Below are 18,887 nucleotides of genomic sequence, written 5' to 3'. Positions count from 1 at the left end.
CCCTGTTACCCTTTTAAATTCAAAAACAATAATTATCTACTTAAACTTTTTGGTACTTGTACCGAGGAGTGAAGGGCTTCGCCCTTGACCCATTATTAATTCAAAATTATATTTATTTTACTTATTAGCCTATTATATATATATTTTACTATATTTTAAATCATTTTTTAATAAATAGACAACTTTTGTTTTATTTAATCACACCTCATTTACGAAATTTAAATTAAGATATACTAAAAAACATAGTTTTTTCATATAATTTAAGAAGGTTAAAAGATATATAATTAAAGTGACAATAAAATTAAGGGGCGATGATTATGACCTTTTTCATAACCTTGGTGCTCAGTTATTTTTTAGGATCCATTCCGTGGAGTTATTTATTTACAAAACTTTTTTCTGGTAAGGATTTAAGAAAAGTAGGGACAAAAAATGTCGGTTCCACTAACGCATGGAAAGAAGGTGGACCTATCGCCGGAATTTTATCTTTCATAGGTGATTCTACTAAAGGAGTTTTAGCTATTCTTATCGCTTATCTATTCGGAATTAGTAAAAGTTGGTGGCCACTTTTTTCATTAATTGCCATTATTGGTCATTCCTTTCCCATTTGGTTAAAAGGTAAAGGTGGGGTAGGAGTAGCTGCTGCAGTGGGTTCCTTTGTTGTGTTATTTCCTCTCGAATCGGCTGCTTTTGGGATAATTGCAGGAACATTATGGCTTACTTTTAAAAAAGGAATAATGTTTATAATCTCTCTTTTGTGGCCTTTTGTAATATTGATAGGATATTTAAGAGGTACTATTGATTTTCTAGGTGCTATTATGACCCTCCTTTTAGTTTCATGGTTGTTCATTAGAGGCTGGAACAATCTAAAAAGTAGCTTTATGGAATTTAAAGAACCTTTGAAAGATAATTTCGTCAAAAGAAAATTATGGCGTTATCTTGCTTTATTATATCCCGGATTAGCCTACCCACTGTGGGGCCCTGTAGCATTCAGATATATAATAGTAATTTCAGGGTTAATTGCTTTTTTTCTTGAACTAATCAGAAGGTATTCTAAAACCGTCAATGAATTCCTAAAAAAACTTTTCAAACCTGTTGGTAAAAGTGAGGAAGCATACAAGATTTCTGGAACGAGCTACTTTCTTATGGGAAGCGCAATTGCAGGCCTTTTTCCTATTCCATATTCTTTAATTTCTATTGTAATGCTTACTTTAGGTGATTCATGGGCAGTGTTAATTGGACAACGCTGGGGGAAACACAAATGGCTAGAAGGAAAATCTATAGAAGGAAGTTTAGCTTGTTTTGCTATAGCTTTTGCATCTGGGGCTGTCTATATGAATTTAATCAATATGCCTATAAATTATCTCAATCTTTTAATAGGAGTAATTGTAATTACCATAGTTGAGGGATTAGGAAAGTGGTTGAATGACAATCTAACGATGGCACCTGCTGCAGCTTTGACTATGTGGTTGTTTTCAAAAATATTATGAAATAAATAATATACCCCCCGTTAAGGACATGGGGGGTATATTAAGTAAGTCCTAGAAATTTCCTGGATTTTCTGGGAAAATTAATTCATTTTCGTCAATAGGTGTTTCCTCTGGTGTTTCTTCTATTTGCTCAGGCATTTGTTCATTTTCAGGCACGGATGGGATTTCTACTGGAGGATTTATAATTTCACCAGATGTTGCATCAACTTCAACTGTTAAGTCCTCAAAGATGAATAGGTATATAGGGTTACCAATCTCGTCTGCTTGCAATTTAGCAGATTCAAGTTTGTTTTCTTGGAATACTTCCATAACCGTTTTGAGGGTATCTTCCAAAGAAACGCCTGTCATGGATAATAGCTTCATTATTTGTTCGTCTTGCTTTTTACCTTCCTTTGATTTTAGTACTTCCCCGGTCTTACTATCGAGTTGAACTTCAGCACCATTTTCAAACTTGAAGGTATAAGTTCCCTTTTCTCCTCCAAATAATCCTTTATCCCTTTCTATGGAAACTATAGCAGTACCCAAATCCAAACTTTTAGCTACAGTAACTAGTTGATCCACAGGAATCTCTAGTTCTTCTTCAGGGATAGTTGGAACTTCAACTGGTGGTTGATCTACAAATTGCGTGAAAGCTACACTACCTATCAATATAACCAATAAACAAAAGTATCCGGTTAGCTTTTTCTTCACTTTTTTCACCTCCTACAGTTTTCTAGTAATTAGTATATATCTGAGTGCTGAAACACTCATGAAAAAAAAATTAATCTTAAATGAAAATAAAAAAGAAATAAATTATTATTCTTTTTCATAAAATTTTAATCTTTTTTTCATAAAATAATAGCCAGAGGTGAGGTGATGAAAAATGAAAATATTGGTAGTGGAAGACGAAGAGAAACTTGCTAATATTATAAAAAGAGGATTAGAAGAAGAAGGCTATTTAGTAGATGTAGCTTATGATGGTGAAGAAGGCGAAGATTATGCTAAATACGTTTCTTACGATTTAATCATTTTAGATATTATGATTCCTGTAAAAGATGGTTTTTCTGTATGTAAAAGTCTAAGAGAACAAGGCATTAATGTTCCAATATTAATGCTAACAGCTAAAGACAGTATAGAAGACAGAGTAAAGGGACTTGACTCAGGAGCAGACGATTATCTGGTTAAACCTTTTGATTTTAATGAACTATTTGCTAGAGTTAGATCCTTGTTACGCAGAGAATCTTTTACAAAAAATCCTAGAATACAGGTAGGAGACCTAGTTTTAGACACTTTAACGAGAGAAGTATGGAAAGGAAATGAAAAATTGGAGTTAACACCAAAAGAGTATAATATACTAGAATATTTTATGAGAAATCCTAAAATAGTTGTAACTCGAACGATGCTTGAAGAAAAGATATGGGACCTTGATTTTGAAGGAAGTTCAAACATAATTGACGTATATATTAGAAGATTACGAAAGAAAATAGGAGATAAAGATGGTAAAATTATAGAAACAGTTAGGGGAGCTGGTTATAGGTTAACAATTTCATAAAATTTTTCAAAAGTATAAAATTTAAATTAACCATTTGGTATCTTCTCATCATGTCAATACTACTTCTAGTATTTGGGCTAAGTTCTTATTATGCACTACGTTATAGTTTATATGAAAACACTGATAACGTACTTGTCTCACGAATGAATGAAATCCAAATCAATTTACAAAGTTCAGAAAACATTGAACAGATTAATCAACTGAAAAGTATGCCGAATGAAATGATATTTATTTATAGTTATGACGGTAAATTAATGAGGTTTTATGGGTTTTTCGTAGACATCCCAAACTTTTCACAAATAAAAGATAGGGTTTCCAAGGGTGAAAGCTTTTATATCTCTACTACAACAGATTACAACTGGAATGCCAGATTTTATGTATCTAGTACTACAGTAAATGAAACTCCTTTCATAATTATAATTGGAAGATTCATAGATGAAATACTTACTGTTTTATCTCGTTTAAAAAAGATCCTGATTTTTACCGGAATATTTGTTTTGTTGTTAGCAGGAATAGGGGGATTTATTTTAGCTGATAGATCTTTTAAACCTGTTTCAAAAATAATTGACACTGCCCAGCGCATTGAAGAAACTAATCTAAACGAAAGAATTGAAGTTCAAAGTGAAGATGAATTAGGCAGACTTGCTTCTACCCTAAATCAAATGATTTCACGTCTTGAAAGAGCTTTTGAACAACAAAAACAGTTCACCGCAGATGTATCTCATGATTTGCGAACACCTTTATCAATAATTCAAGCAGAAACAAGTTTAACTTTGAAAAGAGATAGAACAACCGAGGAATACAAAAAATCATTGCAACTAATTCAAAACGAAGTACTTTATATGTCTTCTATTATCGATAAATTACTATTTCTTGCGCGAAGTGACAGTAAAAGTCAGTATTATAACTTTACTTCTCTTGATTTAAAAGATTTGCTTGAAGAACTTATTCAAAAAATGAAGCCGTTGTTCCAACAGAAACATTTGGAATTAGATTACGAATTGCAAGAAAATCTATGTATTCGAGGCGACAAAGAAAAGTTAAAAGAAGCAATTTTGAATATCTTGGATAATGCGCTAAAATACACAAAATCCGGAAAAGTCTCCGTTTCACTATATAGCAAAAATAAAAAAGCTGTAGTATCTATCTCAGATACTGGGCCCGGGATCCCAGAAAATGATCTACCTCTAATTTTTGACCGATTCTATCGAGTAGATAAAGCGAGATCTAACAGTGAACAAAGTACAGGTCTAGGTCTTGCGATCGTAAAAGAAATTATTGAGGTCCACAATGGTCAAATAGAGGTAAAGAGTAAAGAAGGAGAAGGAACAACTTTTTATATAATTTTACCTATAATTTTTGATTAAAAACAAGGGCTTATTAGCCCTTGTTCTTTAACTTCTCGCAATATATGTTGTATGCAATAATTCGTGTGACTTTTCACTTAAAGGCTCACCTAAAAATTCTTTATACAAGGCTTGAATTGCCGGATTCTCATGTGATTTTCTTATTTCAAACGATTTGTCAATTTCATATATTGCCTTCATTCTTTTAGAAAGGATTTCTTTGGTCGTAGGAATAGGCTGTCCACCACCACCTATGCATCCACCTGGACATGCCATAAATTCAATAAAATGATAATCTTTTTCACCATTTTTTATCATATCCAACATTTTTCTAGCATTTCCAAGGCCATTAACAACTGCTACATTTAATTTTAAACCGTCAATTTCGATAACTGCTTCTTTTATACCTTCAATTCCACGAACAGATTCAAAATCCAATCTTTCCAAGTTTTTCCCGGTAATAACTTCATATGCTGTCCTAAGTGCAGCTTCCATTACACCACCCGTTGCACCAAATATTGCCGCTGCTCCTGTAGTAATTCCTAACGGTTCGTCATACTCTTCAGATGGTAGATTCAACAAATCAATACCAGCTAATTTAAACATCTTAGCTAATTCTCTTGTTGTTAACACATAATCCACATCACCCTTCATCTCTGGTCTTACTCGTTCATATTTTTTTGCTGTACAAGGCATAATGGAAACGACTATCATATCCTCACGTGGAATACCTATTTTATCAGCATAATAAGTTTTTGCAATAGCACCAAACATTTGTTGAGGAGATTTACAAGTTGAAAGATTATCAAGAAATTCAGGATAATTGTGTTCTATGAACTTTATCCAACCAGGACTACATGAAGTAAATAAAGGAAGTTTTCCACCATTTTTAAACCTTTCTAGAAATTCACTTGCCTCTTCCATAATGGTTAGATCTGCAGCAAAATTGGTATCAAAAACTTTATCAAAACCTAATAATCGCAAACCAGCTACTAATTGTTTCGTAACAATTCTACCGGGTTCAGCTCCAAATTCTTCGGCAATTGCCACCCTTACTGCAGGGGCAGTTTGAACAATAACATATTTAGAATTATCTGAAATTACATTCCACACCTGATCAGTTTGATAAACCTCGTGTAAAGCACCCGTTGGACACTCAATAACACATTGGCCACAATTTACACAATCAACATTTCCCATACCTTTATCTAGAAAAGTGGTTACATAAGTATCAGGACCTCTATTCGCTATAGTTAATATGTTTACAGACTGAACCTCCGCACACTTTCTTACACATCTGTCACAAACTATACACTTTTGAGGTTCTCTAACAATTGAATAACTGCTTCTATCTTCAGGTATCTTGCTTGAAATGGTAGGAATTCTTACCTCCATGATTCCAATTTCTTCTGCTATAACTTTTATCTCACAACTGGAAGATTTTGGGCAAGTTAAACAGTTTAAATTACAGGAAATACCATGAGACGCAATTATTAATTCCATTATAGTACTTCTAACTTTTCTAACTTTTTCTGAATGAGTATAGATTTCCATCCCATTTGATATTTTAGTTACACAAGCCGGTTTTAACGTCCTCTCACCTTTTATTTCTACTGAACAAAGCCTGCAACTTCCAAATGGTTTTAATTTTTCAGAATAACAAAGAGTTGGAATTATTATATGAGCTTTTTTTACAGCATCTAAAATACTCAGTTCTTCTTGAAACTCATATTCTTTATTGTTAATCTTAACTTTCATCATTTCACCTTCTTTGCATAAAAGTTTTCAAGAATCGATAAAATTAAATTAACAGAAGCTTCTCCAAACCCACATCTTGCAGCTAAACTAACAGCATTTTTTATGTCTGATATTATTTCAATTTCTTTTTTCGTAGGATAACCTCTTTCATATATCTCTGAAACCATTTTGTTAATGTTTTTATTTCCTTCTCTACATGGAAAACACGTTCCACAAGTTTCATCTCTAAAAAAATCTGAAACATTTTTTATGATTTCAAGATAGTTTCTATCCTTAGAAACAACTATCATTCCACCAGAACCTATATTAGTGCCAATCTTGTACAAATCTTCATAAGTGTATGGAACATCCCACTCATTCTTAGTTAACACTTCTGTAGAGATTCCACCAGGTATTACAAAACCTATTTCACTGCCTTTGACCCCACCAGCTAATTCATTCACGATTTGTTTTACGGTCATTTTTCCAAATTCAACTTCATATACCCCTGGCTTATATACATCTCCACTTATAGAAACTAACTTAGTTCCTTTGCTTTTCTCTGTTCCCATATGAAGATATGGATTATTATCATATTTCATAATTTCTGCTGCGGCACTCAATGTCTCAACATTATTAACAACAGTAGGTTTACCGTATAATCCTTCAAAAACCGGTAATGGAGGTTTAATTCTAGACATTCCCCTTTCGCCTTCTATTGAATTAATTAAAGAGGTTTCATCACCACAAACATAAGCCCCAGCACCTCTAACTAACTTTAAATCAAATGAAAAATCAGTGCCCAAGATATTATTCCCTAAATACTTTTTTTCATACATTTTTTGTATAGTTTTTCTTATAATTTTTATTGCTTCGGTATATTCACCTCTTATATATATGTACCCATATTTAGAACCAACTGCATATCCACATATTACAATACCTTCTATTACTTTATATGGAAGATTTTCCATCAGAAACCTATCTTTGAAAGTTCCTGGTTCACCTTCATCAGCATTACAAACAACAAACTTAATGTCATCTTCTACATGATATGCAGTTTCCCATTTTATACCAGCTGGAAACCCTGCGCCACCTCTTCCTTTTAATACGCTATCCTTAATCTTATCAATAACTTGAGTTTGTTCCATTTTTAATGAATTTTTTAAACCTGAAAACTCATAATCCTCAAAGCTTTTCCCAAGATCACTTTTTAAAAAGATTTTCTCCATTATTGGATATTCCCCCTTTCCCTTAGTCCAAATTTTCAAGAATTTGAACAACTTTATTTGTAGTAAGATGCGTATAATATGTGTCATTAATTATCATTACAGGACCTTCATCGCAGTGCCCAAGACATTCTACAACTTCAAGAGAAAATTTCTTATCCCTTGTAGTTTCATTTTCTCCAATACCTAAATGTTCTTTTATAACTTTTACTATATCTGCAGAATGGTTCAAACTACAAGACACACTGTCACATACCTTAATTATATATTTGCCAGTGGGCTTTAGATGAAACATAGAATAAAAACTAATCACTCCATATAAATGGGCTTTAGGAATATCTCTTTTTTCAGAAATTCTTAAAATATCTTCTTCTGAAATAAAGCCATACGTTTCCTGAATATCGTGAAGTTCCTCTAAAAGCTCTTTTTCATAATATTTTTCCATATGTACCCCTCCTTTATTTTTTATTATTTACCCATTTTAGAAATTCAAAAATTCTATGTTTTTCACATATCTATGCAGCTTTATAAAGATATATATATATAATTAATCTTGCACCAGCAAAATCTAAGCTGTTTTGTTATATATTTCACATTCTTATTTTAAATCAATTCAAGAAACTATCGTATAAGATGAAGTTGTGGCTATTAAACTATACAAGAAGGCTAGGGATAATGCCCTATATAATGTATTAATTTAAAAAGGCAGGGAAATTAGTATGTCTAAGAAACGAAGTTAAGAAGAAGTCTAAGATAGTCCCACCCCAATCAAAACAACTTATTAATTAACTCATATCCTAGACTAATTGAAATTTAAAGAAAAGATAATTAGTAATCTTTTTTAGATTTAAAAACCAAATATATTCCTATAATTATCATTGCAACACCTAAAATGCCTTTAATGATGTTTCTAAAAATATAAGTAGACGGAGCTATAATACTTATTACAACCATAATTCCTAAAACTATAAAAAACAAAGCTATCAATGTTATAACTATATTTCTATCGTTATCTTCTAAATGTCGATAATCTTTTTTAGACTCTTGCGTTGTTGTACCTACATCTTGAATCTTTATTTCTTTAGGCTCTAAAGGAATTAAAAAGATGGCTATTATATACAAAAAAAGACCAAAACCCCAAATCATTGTCAATACAATCCAAATTAATCTGATAATAACTGGATCTATCTCAAAATATTCACCTATACCTCCACAAACTCCCGCTAAAACTTTGTTGTCACGAGATCTGTACAATTTCTTCATAATATTGCACCACCCTATATTTATTTTTTTGTGAGTAGTTCTAATAATACTTCCTTTCGAACTTAATCAAACTTGTTTATTAACAAACCACTTCTTAATTTAGGTTCAAACCAAGTTGATTTTGGAGGCATTATCTTGTTATTATCTGCTATCTCAAAAAGTTGGTCCATTTGCGTGGGATACATAGAAAAAGCAACCTTCCAACCTTTTTCATCTACCCACTTTTCCAACTCTTTTAAACCTCTTATTCCTCCTATAAAATGGATTCTAGAATCACTTCTTGGATCTTTTATTGACAAAATTGGATCTAAAACAAAATCTTGTAGTATTTGAACATCTAGATTTTTAACTGGATCTAGATTTCCAGTAGTTTTAAACCTAAGTTTGTACCAATGTTTATCTAAATACATCCCAAAATTATGCATATTCTCAGGAGAATATGGTGAACAAGGAGCTTCTTCAACCTCGAAATGCTCACTTAATCTTTCTAAAAACTCCTCTTTTGTTAAGTTATTCAAGTCTTTGACAATCCTGTTATAAGGAAGTATCCGTAGTTCATCATGGGGAAAAGCAACTGCCATAAAATAATTATAAGGCTTTTCGTTAGTATAATTAGTATCTTGTTCTTTCAGTATTTTTTGAGCCCTTGAGGATGATGCAGCTCTATGATGTCCATCAACAATATAAAGGTAATCTATATTGCTAAAAATATGTTCAATCTGAGCCATATCATTCTCATTTTGTATTCTCCAAAGTTCGTGTTTTACATTATTTTCGTCATAAAAACAGTACAGTATTTCTGTGTTTTCTATTATTTTGTTAGTAATTTCTTTTGCCTTGGGAAATGATTTGAAGCTTAAAAAAACTGGTCCTGTTTGAGCTTTCAAAGTTACAATATGTTTGGTCCTATCTTCTTCTTTTTCTTTTCTAGTCAATTCATGTTTTTTAATGATTCCTTCATCATATTCAGATATACTAAAAGTAGCAAAAAAACCTGTTTGAGATGCCCCTTTCCAAGTCTCTCGATAAATATATATATATGGCTTATCTTCTTCTATTAGACATCCTCTTGATATAAAATCGTCTAAATTTTCTTTTGCTTTTTGATACACATCTTCATATGAAGGATCACTAATATCTGCATCAGACCTAGTTACTTTTAAAAAAGTATTGGGATTTCGTTTGATTATTTCCCTAACTTCCTCTTCTTCAAACACATCATATGGTAGACAAGAAAAACATTGTTCAATACCATTAATAGGTCTAAAAGCCTTAAAAGGTCTTATAGTCGCCAACGCTACCCCTCCCATTTTTTACAAATTATGATTCTTACTCCAAAAATGAACAAAAATTCAACACCCCAGGATGAATTAACTTTCAGTCTCGTTAATAATAAATCTTGTAATCTTACTTTCCAATTCCAAAAAATGCTTATCAGTAATGTCTCTCTCATTCATTTCTAAGTTGATATCAAAAGTTCTAAGTATTTTTGAAGGCCTAGAAGACAATATTATAACTTTATCCGCCAAAAAAATAGCCTCTTTTAAGTCATGTGTAACCATTAATAAAGAAAATTTATATTTTGACCATAACTTTTCTATATCATTCATTATAGCTAATTTAATCTTTAAATCCAAAGAACTAAAAGGCTCATCTAAGATTAAAAAATCAGGTTCTATCAATAAAGCCCTAGCCAAGTTGACCCTTTGTTTCATTCCACCACTTAATTTTGAAGGAATAAGTTGCTCAAAACCCTCTAGACTCATCATTTTTATTACTTCTTCAATCTTGTCTTCTTCGTCTCTTATTATTCTTAAGTTATCAAATACAGTGCGCCAGGGAAAAAGTCTTGGTTCCTGAAATACGTATCCTACTTTTTGAGCAAAAACATCAACTGTTCCACCTGTCGCTTTTTCCAAACCTGAAATAATCCTAAAAAAAGTTGTTTTTCCACAACCTGAAGGACCTACTAAAACTACTTTTTCGCCCTCTTCTAACTCAATATCCCATCCATTTATAACTTGTAGGTTACCATAATTTTTCGATAAATTACTAACTTTTAGTATATTTCCCAACGTTTCAGCATCCTCTTTGAAATAGTTTTAAACAATCGTTCTGTAGCTAATCCAAGCACAACAGCAATTAAAGTTATTGCATAAATTCTTGGAACATCAACATATTGTCTAGCCCAAGCTAATTCCACTCCTAACCCACTTCCACCTACCAAAAACTCCGTTACAAGAACAACCTTCCAGACATTTCCTATTGAAATTTCTACAGCTGCAATTATAAAAGGAACTATTGAAGCCAAATAAAGATGACGAAATATCTTTCCAAAAGATACTTTGTACAATTTAACCATTTCTAAAAGCTTTCCATCTATATTTTTTATACCTGACGCTGTTGTAAAAACTATATCTGGAAGAATTGACAGAGTACTGATTAAAATAGGTCCCTTAAATCCAACTCCCCATAAAAAAACTACAAAAGCAAGCCAGGAAACAACTGGAATTGATTGTATTACCATGAACAAAGGCCTAACTATCTCATATACAGTATCGTTTATTCCCATAAAAAAACCAATAACAATACCTATTAATGTACCAAGAAGTAAAACAACCAGTGTTTTCCAAACAGTACTCCACAAAGCAGAATATACTCTTGGAGTTTTTAATTGTTCAATCAACGTATCTATAACCAAATGAGGAGAAGGTAAAACAAAAGATGACCCAATGACAAAAGATAAAAAATACCAAATCACAATAATTAATAATATACCATAAAAAGTTTTCATTTATAATAAAATCCTCCATCAGGTAATGAAGGTAACCCCTCAGGATAAAAATCATGCATAGTATTCAAAAAGAACATTACTTCATCCTTACATTGTGATATATTAATATATTCGAATTTAAGTCTTTTCATAGCCTCCTTTAACACAGAAATTGGGATAGTTAGATATTTATTAGTAATTTTCAGAGCTTCATCTAAATTGGTATTAGCCCAGGTTACACTCTCCGAAAATGCCCTTTCAACTTTTTCAACTAGTTTGGGATTCTTGTCTAATATCTCTTTTTTTACAAACAACCCAGCTATTGGCAAACCATAATTTGAGTTAGCTACTTTATTCCACTCCTCTTGAAAGTCTAAAACAATACCTCCTTGGGTGCCCTGTACAGCAAGGGTTGAAAAAGGTTCGGGTAAGGCTGCATATTCTATTTTACCTGCCTTATAAAGAGAAACTATCTCTTGAGGTGGTAGATAATAAAATTTAACATCTTTATCCGGAGCTAATCCATTAACTACCAATAAATATCTAAGAAGCACATCAACTGTCTGTCCTCTACCATGAGGAGAATAAACCTCTTTCCCTTTTAAACTACTTAAGTCAGTAAATTTAGAAACATCATCAACAATTAAATAGAAAGCTTTCCATTCATGAACTCCTACTAAAGTTAAATCCATGCCTTGAGCATAAAGATTTGCTCCTACAGTAATAGGTAAAACTGCAAAATCTGCTTGATTTGAAACTAACAAGGCTACAGCCTCACTTTCATCTTTCCAAAAACTTACTTCTATCTCTACACCTTGAGTATCAACCACATTACCTAATAATCCAGTAACAGGTATAACCGCTGGTCCCATCGGATTCGTAATAGTAACAGAAAATACAAAGAGCACCGAAAGAATAAATAATGTTGTGATTGCTAATTTTTTCACTTGTTTTTCCCTCCTCTTTTACCAAACGCTAAGAAATCTCCTAACCCATTATTCCTAATTAGAGAGTTTTATTAATTGTTTAAAGTAATTGTCTTGAAGCTCAAACATTGTTTGGGCATCTTGATCAGAGGTTTCATGGTCATATCCAACTATATGAAGTACTCCGTGAATTAATATATAGAAAAATTCTTCTTCAAAAGAGTTCCCAAATTCCATACACTGTCTGTCTATAGTTTCTACAGAAACAACTATATCGCCTATTACCTCTTCATCTAAACCATATGCAAAAGACAAAACATCTGTAGGTTCATTTTTCCCTCTGTAGATATTATACTCCTTAATAGTGTTGTCATTCGTAATCAAAATATTTATTTCAAAGGAACGATCTCCAATCTCCTGTTTTAAAACTGTTTTAACTACTTCTTTAATTTTTTTTATATCTATTTTTTTTATATTTTGATCATTAATAACGTTTACTTTCATATTTTTTTTGCCCCTTATTCTTTAAGTTCTTTTACATCTATTTTAGGATAACTAATCCTCTTATGATTCATTTCCAAAATAGTTCTCATTATTTTACCTTTGATTTTTTTAATTTCTCTCATAGTTAATCCACAATCATCAAATTGTCCCTCAAAAAAAAGTGAAGAGATTAACTCGTCAAGTTTTTGACTCAATTCAGCTGGTTCTATTTCTTGCATACTTCTAGTTGTGGCCTCTGTTACATCAGCTATCATAAGAATTGCAGCCTCTTTAAATTGAGGGATAGGCCCGGGATATCTGAACATGTTTGTATCTTTAATGCCTGTTTCTTTATAGTACTCATCATAGAAAAACTGTTTAACTCTTGTTCCATGATGTTGAAGAATCATATCTTCAATTAGTATTGGAAGCCTGTACTTTCTTGCTAATTCAACTCCATAGGTTACATGATTATTTAAAATTAAGGAACTCAACTTTGGACTGATATCCACATGAGGATTCTTAGATTTTTGATTTTCTGAGAAAAATTGGGGCCTCCAGATTTTTCCTATATCATGAAAGTATGACCCTACTCTTGCCAATGTAGTATTTCCCATAACGACTTCGCTTGCACTTTCTGCTAAGTTTGAAATGATCATACTATGATAATAGGTTCCTGGTGCTTTTAAGGATAATTCCTTTAAAATAGGGTTGTTCAAATTTCCTAACTCTAAAAGGCCTATGTCTGAATAAACCCTAGTCAAATATTCAAAGAAAGGCAACACACCCATCATTATTAGAATTCCCAAAAAATTACTTATAGGAATATATAAATAATCTATAGCATTGTAAGATAAGTTAGTCGCATACAAAATAATTATTTGTGAAATAGATGCAAAAATGAAAGGTAAAATAATTTCCACCCTTCTTTTAATCTTTCTCGAGGAAAAAGCTGCTATTAAAGAGGGTAAAAATAAATAAACAGTAAACTTTAAGTCATATCCAAATAAAATACCAAAAAAAAGAGCGAACATCAATGCAGAGATTATCCCTGAAGAGTAATCTATGAGTAATGTAATGATCAACGTACTTAAGATAGCAGTTAATGCAAACATATTAACATATTTGTATACTGCAAGATTTAAAACAATATTGAAAATGAGCGGCGTTAAAAAAGCCGCCCAGAAATTTGTTGGATGTAGTTTAAACATTTTGTTTTTACCAAGAAAGAATTCCCCAATACCTATCCATACTGAGAAAAAAACTATGTAAAACTGAATTTGAATGCGCCACGTAACTCTCCGAAATAACACTAATTCAGAAAACACTATTAAAGCTATAAAAATAATAATTCTATATATAAATCCTTTATTTTTGTGCATAAAATGCTTGAACTTTTGATAAATTCCAACTTTATTTTCTTTTTTGGAATTTAAAAAAAGTTTAGAATATTTTTTTCTCATTTAAATAAGACCACTTCCCAGTTTTATTTGTTATTCTCATAATTGTCGTAGGCTTTAATGATTCTTCTTACTAAAGGATTTCTAACAACATCTTCTTCTTGTAATTCTATAAACTTAATACCTTCAATATTTTCTCCCAAAACCTTCTTTATTGATAATAGACCCGAATCATTTCTTTTTTCTAAATCTATTTGAGTAATATCTCCAGTAACTACTACTCTTGAATTAAAACCAATTCTCGTTAAAAACATCTTCATCTGCTGATAGGTTGTATTTTGTGCCTCATCTAATATAATAAATGAATTGTTTAGGGTCCTACCTCTCATATATGCAAGAGGAAGAATTTCGATAATTCCTTTTTCCCTATAGGCTATAATTTTCTCTGAATCAAGAAAATCTAACAATGCATCATATAATGGCCTCAAATAAGGATCAACTTTTTCATATAAAGTCCCCGGTAAGAAGCCTAACTTTTCTCCTGCTTCTACAGCAGGTCGAGTCAAAATTAAACGCTGAACTTTTCCAGATCTTAAACAATCAACAGCCATTGCAACCGCTAGATACGTCTTTCCAGTTCCTGCTGGCCCTATACTAAAAACTATTTCATTTCTCTGTAGTTCCTCTATGTATTTTGCTTGACCTTCTGTTTTTGCAAAAACTCTGGACCCCAAAATACCCGTATTAACGACTTCTTTCATAGACTTGTGATTAATTCTCTTATTTTCACCATTTCCATCGTTTTTATAACGGGATACAACATATTGAAATTGATCCCAATCTAGCAAATGCCCGGAGTCTAGCAACTCAAAAAGCTCGAATAATATTTTTGAAGTTTTGTCTACCGATTCATCATCTTTTCCTTCAATATAAATCTTTCTATTTTTATATCGGATCTCAACATCCAATTCCTTTTTTAAATATTTGGTACGGCTATCATATGCACCAAATATTTCTATCGGTTCAATGTTATTAGGAATAGTAATGGTGTTTCTCAAAATAACTTATCCCTCCTCACTCTTTTCTAAAAAGCTTTTTTTATTTCATAATTATATTTTTTATGTATTAATGATAAACTTAATACTCCCTAATGCTTATCTAATCTTATTAAATCTGTTAAGTAGATACACAAAAAATTAACCACTACAATAATTGCTCAAATTCACTTTATAACTGAGCGTTGTGGTTTTTACCAATTTGTAATTATTATATATAAAAAATATTGTATAATCTTATAAATACGCATAAAATTGATAAACATTTTTTATACATGCTATTTTATTCATAGTAATTATATCATAAAATAATAAAAAAAGTTAAATTAGAAAGGATTTCTATAATGTGGTATCCAGGACATATTGAAAAAGCCAAATCATTAATAAAACAGAATTTAAAATTAGTTGATGCTGTTATAGAGGTATTAGACGCTAGAGCTCCTTACACAAGTAGAGCATACGAAGAGGAAGAATTATTCAGAAATAAAAAGCGGATAATTCTATTAAATAAATATGACATATGTGACAAACAAAAAACAAAACAATGGGAAGATTTTTACAGACAAAATGTTGGAAATGTATTCAGTATAACTTCTAAAAATTTAAATGTAAAAGATTTCTTTGTCAAAAATATATACCCTTTAGTCCCAGAAAAATTCAACGAACGGCGCGTTATGATAGTTGGAATACCCAATGTTGGAAAATCTACATTCATTAACAGTTTAAGGGGTAAAAAAACTGCAGCTGTTGGAGCTCAGCCTGGAATAACAAAAGGCATTCAATGGATAAATGTAAGTAACAAATTAAAAGTTTTAGATACACCAGGTGTATTGTACCCAAAACTTTTCAATAAAAAGATGATTAACAAATTAATAATCATTGGTTCGCTAAAAGCAATGGACGAAGAATTAGATGAAGCAGCTTACTTTGCTTTCAATTTTCTAAAAGCTGAGTATCCTCAGGTTTTAGACAACATCATCGAAGATTGGCATACTTGTGAAAATGCATATGAGTTCATAGAATTATTCTGTAGCAAAAGAAATTTCTTAAAGAAAGGCAACCTATTTGACTATGAAAGAGGAAGAAACACATTCTTAAACGAATTGTCAATAGGAAAATACGGCGGAATAACATATGAATTACCTTCAGAATTTAGTTAAAAAGTCAATTACCCACCGCCCCTAGAGGCGGGGGCTTGTAGAAATACAAGCTCGGTTGATTAGTCTATGACATTAGATTTTGCTAATGATTAGTTATAGCAGAATATATAGTCACCGTGGGATGCTCCACAAGTCCCATGCTCTGAGGGTAATGGTTAAACATCTCTGAGGGGTAGGAGAAGTGCTGTTACCATTAAACCTGCTATAACATTGGCGATGTGGACCTACTAAAAGGCATGGCAAAGTTAGACGCCCCTTAAAACAACAGCTTGCTAAAGTAGTTAAAGTTAAACCTTTCACTATTCAGCTATTATATGAAACTACTAGCTATACACAAAATATCACACTTGGTATAGATAGTGGTTATAACTACATAGGTTTCTCTGCTGTCACAGAAAAAGAGGAATTAATATGTGGTGAAGTTAAACTAAGAAATGATATATCTGAGCTTCTTAAAGAAAGACGGATGTATCGTAGAATTAGGCGCAATAGACTTAGATATAGGAAACCTAGATTTGATAACAGAATTTCATCTAATGAGAGCAAAAAATATTCAGTTCAAGGTGTACAGAACAAAGGTAAATATATTAAGCTAATGGAAATGTCTAAGCCAGTTAAAACAGATTTAGTTAAGCCCTATATGTTTAGGAAAGGATTTAGTATGTTTTATAACTGCAATTCATCACCCACTTACAGAAGTGGGAGTCTTCTTGCAGGAAAATGATAAAAAAGCTAGGAAAAATCCTAGCTTTTTGTTGTTCAATTTAAAATTTTTCCACTATTTTTACATAATCTCCATTATTTAACAAAGCGGCATTAGCTTCATCGGTATCTACATGAAATTCTAAGGCATACTTCTCACTCACTCTAACCAAAACATCTTGGAATATCAATCTTCTACCTTCTTTATCACAGTAAACAGATACAAGATCTTTGTCCTTTACTCCATAGTGTTCAGCTTGACTAGGAAGCATATGAATATGTCTCTTGGCAATTATAACACCTTTAGCTAGTTCAATTTCTCCATTAGGTCCTTTAATTTTTATTCCAGGAGTCCCTTGGACATCTCCAGAATCACGGACAGGGGCATTTATACCTAATTTAAAAGAATCAGTTCTTGAAATTTCTACTTGTGAATTCTTTCGTACAGGTCCTAATATTCTAACATTTTCGATTGTCCCCTTAGGACCTACTAAATCTACTCGTTCATCACAAGCAAATTGTCCGGGTTGACCAAGATCTTTGGTTGGAGTTAATTTGTAACCTTTACCAAAAAGCCTCTCCAAATCCTCTTGAGACAAATGTACATGCCTATTTGATACCCCTACTACAATTCCAGGTTCTTTTAGTTGCAAGATACACACCTCCATAATTATTTATATCTTAGATAATCTTACTTCATTGATTGCCTAATACAAAACTTCAGTTGTTTAGGTTTCGAAATTTCTGCAATGAGTGGTCCACGTTTAACAGAAAACCATCCTGCCCCAGCTATGGCAATATCATTTCCTTTATCAACTCTTACTTTTACCTTTTCAAATTCAATCTTTCCAAAATCAAATTTATCGTCATAAGGAGGATACAACACTTTTCTATTATACAATAATTCAGATACTCTCTCTCTTTTTGCCCTGTGAGTTGAAATTCCTTCTGGCAAAAAAATTGTCGTAATTGGTGGCAAACCCCTAACACCATTCTCAACAACATCTACCCAAAACAAACTGCTTATGAAAAGTACATTCCCTTTTGCAATTGTATGAGTTTTTGTATTAATTTTTTTTGACGGAACCATTTTAACTTGAGAAAAAATATCAAAAAAATCACACAATCTATCATTTGTAAAGATACCTGGGGTATCATAAACCTCTATGCCTAAGTCAGGTATCTCTGTTTTAAGTAACTCTAGAGTTGTACCTACAAATGCGCTAACTGTAACATCTTTACTTGTTAACTTATTTAAAAATGAAGACTTACCTACATTTGTAACTCCAAGTATAAGTGCCTTTTTTTCACTAATTCGAGATAAAAGCTGTTTAGTTTTTCCTATTCCTAATCCTGTTTTTGAACTAGCAATCACAATGTTATCGCTCGGTATATTTAATGAAGACAATTTTAGCCTATTTATTAGCCATTCTTTTAGTTGTGAATAAGAAGTACTCCTCGGAAGTAAATCCACTTTGTTCACAACTAATATTACATCCTTTCCCTTCAACTTTTCTGCAATTTCAGACCTGAAAGTTCCCTCAAAATCTATTACATCCACAATCCATAATATTGTATTAAAATTCGTAAGAATCCTATCTAATTCTCCTGAAAAATCAGATTCTATCTTTATAGGCATCAAATAATTATAATGTTTTAATTTAAAACACCTTTGACAAACAACTTTTTCGTTATTTTCAATTCTCTCTTTTAGCACTTCTTCAGGAATATAACCAGCCATCTTAGGATCTGAACTTTGAATTTCTATTCCACATCCCTCACACTTCATAAATAA

General features: G+C 31.9%; 18 protein-coding genes and 1 pseudogene. 5 read left to right on the top strand and 14 right to left on the bottom strand.

Annotated features, from left to right (window positions below):
- Nucleotides 1–338 precede the first annotated feature (338 nt).
- The gene (locus tag DTL3_RS03995; RefSeq protein WP_171820584.1) at nt 339–1,487 is read left to right on the top strand and encodes a glycerol-3-phosphate acyltransferase; all 1,149 of its coding nucleotides are present in this window, start codon (nt 339–341) and stop codon (nt 1,485–1,487) included.
- Nucleotides 1,488–1,538: 51 nt separating this feature from the next.
- Here DTL3_RS03995 and DTL3_RS03990 read toward each other — a convergent pair whose 3' ends face one another.
- A complete protein-coding gene (locus DTL3_RS03990) occupies nt 1,539–2,177 on the bottom strand; it encodes a PepSY domain-containing protein (RefSeq protein WP_045087629.1) in 639 nt (212 codons plus the stop codon).
- Between the two features lie 172 nt (nt 2,178–2,349).
- Here DTL3_RS03990 and DTL3_RS03985 point away from each other — a divergent pair, with 172 nt between their 5' ends.
- Both DTL3_RS03985 and DTL3_RS03980 read left to right on the top strand, forming a co-directional pair.
- Complete coding sequence (locus tag DTL3_RS03985) at nt 2,350–3,018, top strand: response regulator transcription factor (protein WP_045087628.1); 669 nt, start codon at nt 2,350–2,352, stop codon at nt 3,016–3,018.
- A 143-nt stretch (nt 3,019–3,161) separates the two neighbouring features.
- On the top strand, nt 3,162–4,385 hold the full coding sequence (locus tag DTL3_RS03980) for a sensor histidine kinase (RefSeq protein ID WP_171820583.1): 1,224 nt from the start codon (nt 3,162–3,164) through the stop codon (nt 4,383–4,385).
- Between the two features lie 27 nt (nt 4,386–4,412).
- On the opposite strand, the gene DTL3_RS03975 is transcribed toward DTL3_RS03980, so the two are convergent.
- The 11 genes from DTL3_RS03975 to DTL3_RS03925 all read right to left on the bottom strand — a co-directional run bounded on the left by DTL3_RS03975 (nt 4,413) and on the right by DTL3_RS03925 (nt 15,233).
- Nucleotides 4,413–6,122 (bottom strand): NADH-dependent [FeFe] hydrogenase, group A6, encoded by a 1,710-nt coding sequence (locus DTL3_RS03975; RefSeq protein ID WP_084217136.1) that lies wholly within the window; start codon nt 6,120–6,122, stop codon nt 4,413–4,415.
- A complete protein-coding gene (locus DTL3_RS03970; RefSeq protein WP_045087625.1) occupies nt 6,122–7,333 on the bottom strand; it encodes a complex I 51 kDa subunit family protein in 1,212 nt (403 codons plus the stop codon). Before DTL3_RS03970 ends, DTL3_RS03975 begins: the two co-directional genes overlap by 1 nt.
- 22 nt (nt 7,334–7,355) lie before the next feature.
- The gene (locus tag DTL3_RS03965) at nt 7,356–7,775 is read right to left on the bottom strand and encodes an NADH-quinone oxidoreductase subunit NuoE family protein (protein ID WP_045087624.1); all 420 of its coding nucleotides are present in this window, start codon (nt 7,773–7,775) and stop codon (nt 7,356–7,358) included.
- A 383-nt stretch (nt 7,776–8,158) separates the two neighbouring features.
- A complete protein-coding gene (locus tag DTL3_RS09405) occupies nt 8,159–8,593 on the bottom strand; it encodes a PspC domain-containing protein (protein WP_045087623.1) in 435 nt (144 codons plus the stop codon).
- A gap of 62 nt (nt 8,594–8,655) precedes the next feature.
- Complete coding sequence (locus DTL3_RS03955) at nt 8,656–9,888, bottom strand: DUF1015 domain-containing protein (protein WP_045087622.1); 1,233 nt, start codon at nt 9,886–9,888, stop codon at nt 8,656–8,658.
- A 75-nt stretch (nt 9,889–9,963) separates the two neighbouring features.
- The gene (locus tag DTL3_RS03950; protein ID WP_045087621.1) at nt 9,964–10,668 is read right to left on the bottom strand and encodes an ABC transporter ATP-binding protein; all 705 of its coding nucleotides are present in this window, start codon (nt 10,666–10,668) and stop codon (nt 9,964–9,966) included.
- Nucleotides 10,653–11,387 (bottom strand): ABC transporter permease, encoded by a 735-nt coding sequence (locus DTL3_RS03945; protein WP_045087620.1) that lies wholly within the window; start codon nt 11,385–11,387, stop codon nt 10,653–10,655. The genes DTL3_RS03950 and DTL3_RS03945 overlap by 16 nt, the downstream gene beginning before the upstream one ends.
- Nucleotides 11,384–12,313: an ABC transporter substrate-binding protein gene (locus tag DTL3_RS03940; protein ID WP_045087619.1), complete on the bottom strand. Its 930-nt coding sequence runs from the start codon at nt 12,311–12,313 to the stop codon at nt 11,384–11,386. Before DTL3_RS03940 ends, DTL3_RS03945 begins: the two co-directional genes overlap by 4 nt.
- Nucleotides 12,314–12,367: 54 nt before the next feature.
- Nucleotides 12,368–12,796, bottom strand: a complete 429-nt coding sequence (gene ybeY, locus DTL3_RS03935; RefSeq protein ID WP_045087618.1) for an rRNA maturation RNase YbeY — start codon at nt 12,794–12,796, stop codon at nt 12,368–12,370.
- A gap of 14 nt (nt 12,797–12,810) precedes the next feature.
- Complete coding sequence (locus tag DTL3_RS03930; RefSeq protein WP_045087617.1) at nt 12,811–14,238, bottom strand: HDIG domain-containing metalloprotein; 1,428 nt, start codon at nt 14,236–14,238, stop codon at nt 12,811–12,813.
- A 23-nt stretch (nt 14,239–14,261) separates the two neighbouring features.
- The gene (locus DTL3_RS03925) at nt 14,262–15,233 is read right to left on the bottom strand and encodes a PhoH family protein (RefSeq protein ID WP_045087616.1); all 972 of its coding nucleotides are present in this window, start codon (nt 15,231–15,233) and stop codon (nt 14,262–14,264) included.
- A 341-nt stretch (nt 15,234–15,574) separates the two neighbouring features.
- On the opposite strand from DTL3_RS03925, the gene ylqF reads away from it, so the two are divergent.
- Nucleotides 15,575–16,390: a ribosome biogenesis GTPase YlqF gene (gene ylqF / locus DTL3_RS03920; RefSeq protein WP_045087615.1), complete on the top strand. Its 816-nt coding sequence runs from the start codon at nt 15,575–15,577 to the stop codon at nt 16,388–16,390.
- Between the two features lie 235 nt (nt 16,391–16,625).
- A pseudogene (locus DTL3_RS09400) lies at nt 16,626–17,114 on the top strand (RRXRR domain-containing protein); the annotation flags it as partial.
- A gap of 40 nt (nt 17,115–17,154) precedes the next feature.
- Here the strand turns inward: DTL3_RS09400 and pduL are convergent.
- Nucleotides 17,155–17,760 carry a phosphate propanoyltransferase gene (gene pduL, locus DTL3_RS03915; protein WP_045087614.1) on the bottom strand — a complete coding sequence of 202 codons (606 nt, stop codon included), beginning with the start codon at nt 17,758–17,760 and terminating at the stop codon, nt 17,155–17,157.
- A gap of 23 nt (nt 17,761–17,783) precedes the next feature.
- Entirely contained in the window at nt 17,784–18,881 is a 1,098-nt protein-coding gene (locus DTL3_RS03910; RefSeq protein ID WP_045087613.1) for a GTPase, read from the bottom strand.
- Nucleotides 18,882–18,887: the final 6 nt, after the last annotated feature.

Source organism: Defluviitoga tunisiensis (genome assembly GCF_000953715.1).
In the GTDB taxonomy this organism is placed as follows: domain Bacteria; phylum Thermotogota; class Thermotogae; order Petrotogales; family Petrotogaceae; genus Defluviitoga; species Defluviitoga tunisiensis.
Note: the sequence above shows the minus strand (reverse complement) of the source record. Positions and strands in the feature narration are given on the sequence as shown.

Coding starts and splice junctions, on each gene's coding strand:
- DTL3_RS03930 (WP_045087617.1), bottom strand. CDS start 14,238: ATGAGAAAAAAATATTCTAAACTTTTTTTAAATTCCAAAAAAGAAAAT.
- DTL3_RS03975 (WP_084217136.1), bottom strand. CDS start 6,122: ATGAAAGTTAAGATTAACAATAAAGAATATGAGTTTCAAGAAGAACTG.
- DTL3_RS09405 (WP_045087623.1), bottom strand. CDS start 8,593: ATGAAGAAATTGTACAGATCTCGTGACAACAAAGTTTTAGCGGGAGTT.
- DTL3_RS03980 (WP_171820583.1), top strand. CDS start 3,162: ATGAATGAAATCCAAATCAATTTACAAAGTTCAGAAAACATTGAACAG.
- ybeY (WP_045087618.1), bottom strand. CDS start 12,796: ATGAAAGTAAACGTTATTAATGATCAAAATATAAAAAAAATAGATATA.
- DTL3_RS03985 (WP_045087628.1), top strand. CDS start 2,350: ATGAAAATATTGGTAGTGGAAGACGAAGAGAAACTTGCTAATATTATA.
- DTL3_RS03910 (WP_045087613.1), bottom strand. CDS start 18,881: ATGAAGTGTGAGGGATGTGGAATAGAAATTCAAAGTTCAGATCCTAAG.
- pduL (WP_045087614.1), bottom strand. CDS start 17,760: ATGGAGGTGTGTATCTTGCAACTAAAAGAACCTGGAATTGTAGTAGGG.
- DTL3_RS03970 (WP_045087625.1), bottom strand. CDS start 7,333: ATGGAGAAAATCTTTTTAAAAAGTGATCTTGGGAAAAGCTTTGAGGAT.
- ylqF (WP_045087615.1), top strand. CDS start 15,575: ATGTGGTATCCAGGACATATTGAAAAAGCCAAATCATTAATAAAACAG.
- DTL3_RS03965 (WP_045087624.1), bottom strand. CDS start 7,775: ATGGAAAAATATTATGAAAAAGAGCTTTTAGAGGAACTTCACGATATT.
- DTL3_RS03945 (WP_045087620.1), bottom strand. CDS start 11,387: ATGAAAACTTTTTATGGTATATTATTAATTATTGTGATTTGGTATTTT.